Source organism: Flavobacterium succinicans LMG 10402 (assembly GCF_000611675.1).
Taxonomy (GTDB): domain Bacteria; phylum Bacteroidota; class Bacteroidia; order Flavobacteriales; family Flavobacteriaceae; genus Flavobacterium; species Flavobacterium succinicans.
Genome location: NZ_JATV01000035.1, coordinates 1 through 4,656 on the forward strand (window position 1 = coordinate 1; position 4,656 = coordinate 4,656).

The 4,656-nt window shown below is 30.0% G+C and carries 3 protein-coding genes; all 3 read right to left on the reverse strand.

Annotation, left to right across the window (positions count from 1 at the left end; all coding sequences use genetic code 11):
- Window positions 1-513: 513 nt before the first annotated feature.
- Complete coding sequence (locus AO58_RS0116640) at window positions 514-1,212, reverse strand: DUF2290 domain-containing protein (protein ID WP_024982763.1); 699 nt, start codon at window positions 1,210-1,212, stop codon at window positions 514-516.
- The gene (locus AO58_RS0116645) at window positions 1,212-3,275 is read right to left on the reverse strand and encodes a DEAD/DEAH box helicase (RefSeq protein ID WP_024982764.1); all 2,064 of its coding nucleotides are present in this window, start codon (window positions 3,273-3,275) and stop codon (window positions 1,212-1,214) included. Before AO58_RS0116645 ends, AO58_RS0116640 begins: the two co-directional genes overlap by 1 nt.
- Before the next feature lie 211 nt (window positions 3,276-3,486).
- Window positions 3,487-4,530: a serine hydrolase domain-containing protein gene (locus tag AO58_RS0116650; RefSeq protein WP_024982765.1), complete on the reverse strand. Its 1,044-nt coding sequence runs from the start codon at window positions 4,528-4,530 to the stop codon at window positions 3,487-3,489.
- Window positions 4,531-4,656 lie beyond the last annotated feature (126 nt).

Here is a 4,656-nt window from a genome sequence, read left to right on the forward strand (position 1 = left end):
AAACCAATTTTCCCATTAAACCAATTGCCCAAATCGCTTGTAGCGTGTGTTAGGGTGTGTAGCGACACGTTTGAAAAGCACCAAAGTTCATCCGTTCCAATTTTTCCAGTCCAATTTCGGCAACTTTTCCACGTTCCAATTTCGGTAGCTTTTCTGTTTTGTGTTTGTCGTCGGAATTATGTTTTTCTATTAAAACTCAAATAAAAAACGAAAAATTTTTCCGCCTTCTGTTTTCCGTAAAGTGATTCAAATTTGCTTGTCTTTCGCATTTCGATGTCAAATTCTGAGCTTGATTTGCGTCGGCACGCTAGCTAGTTCATTATTATTTTTTCAGTTGCAAAACGTCTGGTTGATGTCGGCTGTTTCTTTTCAACGGAGCTATACACCCTAACGTTATGCCACTTAGCGAGGTTGTGGACTTTTGAAAACGAGTACTTTCGGCTGAACGTAAACGTCATGAAAAACGGCAATTCCACTAAACCCACAATCTCGCTAAATGGCGGTTGTGCGTAGTTATAATAGGTACAATTCGTTTTTTTCAATCTCACTCCATTTGGTTTGAGGTAATTCTAAACATTCATTTTTAATTTTTATAATTTCAGATATAAAAGTTGGATCTGATTCAAAACATGATTTCCAATTTTCATAGTACGTATTTTTGATACAAAATTTTGTGAATTTTAATGGTGTGATTTTTTTGGAAGTGGGAATTCTAATGTTCTCATTCATACCGATGTGAAAATGAGAATATGAATGGACTAATGGGTTATATCCAGCAGGAGAACAGTCATATCTAAAATAGTTAGAAATTGAATTTAAATTTTGTTCGTTTAAAAATTGCTCATATTCATTTTCATTTATTAATTCTTCTATTGTTAAATCTGGGAATAATTCGAGTTCTTCTGTACTATGAGTTAAAAGAACATATTCTTCTTTTGAAATAAATTTGTAAGGGTTTTGTATGTAAGCATATCTTAAATCATCATTTTTTTGCTGAAACTGAATCAGAGAGTCATCTTTTAATAGAATATCATAATCAAAATTTTGAATAGCACATTCGTATGTCGCAACAATATTATCCCCCTTACTGGTTTTTAAAAATTCTTCTGAATAAACTCCATTTCCTTTAGTACCTTTAGATTTAAAAAGATCTAATTTAGTTAATAAACTAACAGAGTCATTAATAGACGCGATGAATTTACCTCTATTCATTATTTTTTATCTTTATCTAAATCTTTCAAAAGTGCAATAATTTCTTCCTGAGTCAATCCTATCTTTGACAACTCTTGCATTTTAGTTGTTATATCATTTAAAATACCTTGTTGTTTTGTCATTCCTCTTAAAATCGTTTTTGTTTCATATTCACTAGGTTGTTTGAATATAAATTTATAATCATTCTTTTTAAGGAAATCCATTTCTTTTTTACATTGATTCGCTTTTTCAAAACCTGTTAACACTACCCAACCTTTACTTCTTGTAATTGCTGTAAATATCTTATTTCGATCAATAATGTAATCTTTATTACGAAAAGCATACTCTGTTCCTACTATATAGACCATTCCAGATTCATTCCCTTTTGCTTTGTTTAATGTGGACAGAGTAACATGATTTGCAATAGAGTACTTTGTATTATTATTAGATGCATTGAGTAAATTAAAAGTAGCTATGTTATTGTTATTTAATATTTCTTGAATTGTATCAAAATAATAACCTATGTGTTTATTATCAATACCAATAACGCTTATATCATCAGGTCTTAAGTTTTCTATTTTAATATCTTCAATTATTTTGGAACAGACATATTTACATTCTTCAATTACATCATCAAATATTTCTATTTGAATTGAATCATCTTTAAAATAATCGTTTGTTATTATTGGACTATTTTCTAGGGGTCTAGAAATAACCATTTCACAACCATCTGAGGAATCCCCTTTTTCAATTGTGAAACCTAAATCAATCCAATGATTATTATCTTCTAATCGTTGTAAAACATTATCATTATAAATACCTAATCCCAAAGCAAATGCATTAATCAAGGCTAATCTTGGATTTCTATAACATTTATGTAAAACAATATCTTGTAAAGTATTATCATCTCTTGCAAAGTCAACATAAAAAACTCCATTTTCATCTTTACCAAAAGTTTCTTTTTCATCTTGGATATTTACATCAAAAATATTTTGAAAATCATCGTAAGCCCATACAATTCTCATGTTTTTTGTGATTTTTCGGCATACCTGATAGAATGATGCAGGAAAATCTTGACCTTCATCAATTAAAGTTAGATCATATTTTGTTATTAGTTCAAGTTTATTTAATTGGCTAAATATATAATTAAATGGATTTTTTGCGTTTGCCCTAGCTTCAAGGAATCCAATTGGTGTAACATTATTTTCTTGGCAGGTATCGGAATAGACTCCTCTTAAACCAGTACCTCCCCAACCATGCAAAATATGAATTTTCGTCCAATCAGGTTCGTTATTATCGGCAAAGTCACGATAATATTTTTCAATTAAATATTTTATTTGACCGTATAAAGCTTTTGTAAAATAAGTATATAAAATCTCCGCATCAGGATTTTGTAAATGATACAATGCTACTTTCATTGCTAAAATAATAGTTTTCCCAGAGCCTGCAAGTCCTCTAATTCTCTGAGGCGAATCAATTATATTTAAAGCAGCTTTTTTTTGTTCAATATCAAATGCAGAATGTTGACTTTGTATAATATTTAAGACATCTCCTTTTGATAATTTTTTAGAGATTTCCCTTTCTTTTTTATTTCTTAAGTGAACACTTCCCTCAATTGCTGATGATAATAAAAGAAATTCTTCTTCAGTTAAGATTTCTTTTTCATTTTGTAAAATAGCGTCTTCAACTAAATTTAAATTAATAAACTCATCACTAGAAATTGTTATTTCTGAATTCACAAATATTTTTGGAGTTACAAATATTTTTAATTCTCTTCTTTTTATCCTTAATTCATCAACTTTATTAATCCTTGCAAAAATATGACCATCAAGGTCATCCATTTTTTTCTTTTCTAGATCATTATATAGTTCAGGATTGTTTATACATCTAAAAAAAATCACACCATATTTTTTAGAGACAAGCAAAACATGAGCCTGTATCAGATCATCTTTAGTTTCACCTCTATATAATGGGAAATTATAGTATAAATTAGAATTATCAATATCTAAACTTTGAATTTTTTCAACCAATATTGAAGCTATTGGATCATTTTTAAGCTTAGAGTAGTCCGCTATTAATTCCATTGATTTTTTTTAAAAGCTAAAGTAATAAATCTTATTTGAAGTTATATCGTTGTTTCCAGTATTTCTAATAATTACGCACAACGTTCCCGCGCTACAAGCAGTTTGGGATTAAATCAGCGTTATCTTTCGGATTTGCCAAATCTTCCAAATACAAACCAATTTTTCCATTAAGCCTAATACCCAAATTGCTTGTAGCGTGTGTTGGTGGCAGTTATTTTTTCATTAAGTTACTATTCATTACGATTTCGCTAATTTTAATTTCAAACTCGTAAAACAAGTCTATGTTATCATTTGATTGATTTTCCAAAACAACGATGTCCACGTCAGTTTCAGGAAAATAAACTTTGAATGATACAAAACCAGAACCACCGCCTGTATGACCAACGTATTTAATTGGTGTTTTGTCACCTATTCTTATGCCATAACCGTAGCCAATTTTTTCTTTCCCAAATGCGATATGTTGCGCAGTAATAGTATAAGTTGTCATCAGCTGATAGGTTTCTGGTTTTAATATTTTTCCTTTGTGCAATAGTTTATCCCAAATATTTAAGTCGGCTACATTAGAAATAATTCCAGCAGCAGAAACCATATCATTATTTTCAAATGGTTTGTCTACCAATGCGAAATTATTGTTTGTGTTGCGATAACCTTGAACTCTATTTTGTAATTTGCCTTGTTCAAAACAAAATGTGTTTTTCATTTTCAGTTCTTTGAACAACTCGTTTGCTACATCAATATATTTTCTGCCTGTAACTCTTTCTATAATCTTTCCAAGCATTATATATGTTGTGTTGCCATACTTAAAGTCAGAACCTGGTTTAAAAAGTAAAGGTTTGTCAATGTCGGTTATTCCAGCAGAAAAGTTCAATAAATTGTGAACAGTAACAGTGTCTGCCCAACTTTTTGGCAAGTCGGGTAAATATTTTCTAACAGGGCTCTGCAAATCAATTGTCCCTTTTTCAACTTCTTTTAAAATCAAAACAGCAGTAATTTGTTTGCTGTTTGACATAATTATAAAATTGTCTTTGGTTGTTAAAGGAGTCTTTTTTTCAAAATTTGAATATCCGTATGCATTCTTGTATTTAGTTTTACCATTTTGAGTAACTAAAATCACTCCGTTAAAACTTCTTGGGGCTGTCGTTTTGATTAAATTGTCTATTTTAAAAGAATAGTCGTCATTTTTTTGTCCGTAACTATTACAACTTACAAAAAGTGTTGCTAAAAATAAGGTTAAAAGTTTAAGTGTTTGTTTCATTAAATTGTCTTGAATAATTATTTATCTTGTTGTATTCGGGTTTTTAATTGCCACCAACGTTCCCGCGCTACAAGCAGGCTGGGATTAAAGATGCGTAATCTTTCGGTTAAAAACAAATGTATCAAA

Excerpts from the sequence above, each read along its gene's own strand:
- AO58_RS0116640 (WP_024982763.1), bottom strand. The coding sequence starts at position 1,212 with ATGAATAGAGGTAAATTCATCGCGTCTATTAATGACTCTGTTAGTTTA.
- AO58_RS0116645 (WP_024982764.1), bottom strand. The coding sequence starts at position 3,275 with ATGGAATTAATAGCGGACTACTCTAAGCTTAAAAATGATCCAATAGCT.
- AO58_RS0116650 (WP_024982765.1), bottom strand. The coding sequence starts at position 4,530 with ATGAAACAAACACTTAAACTTTTAACCTTATTTTTAGCAACACTTTTT.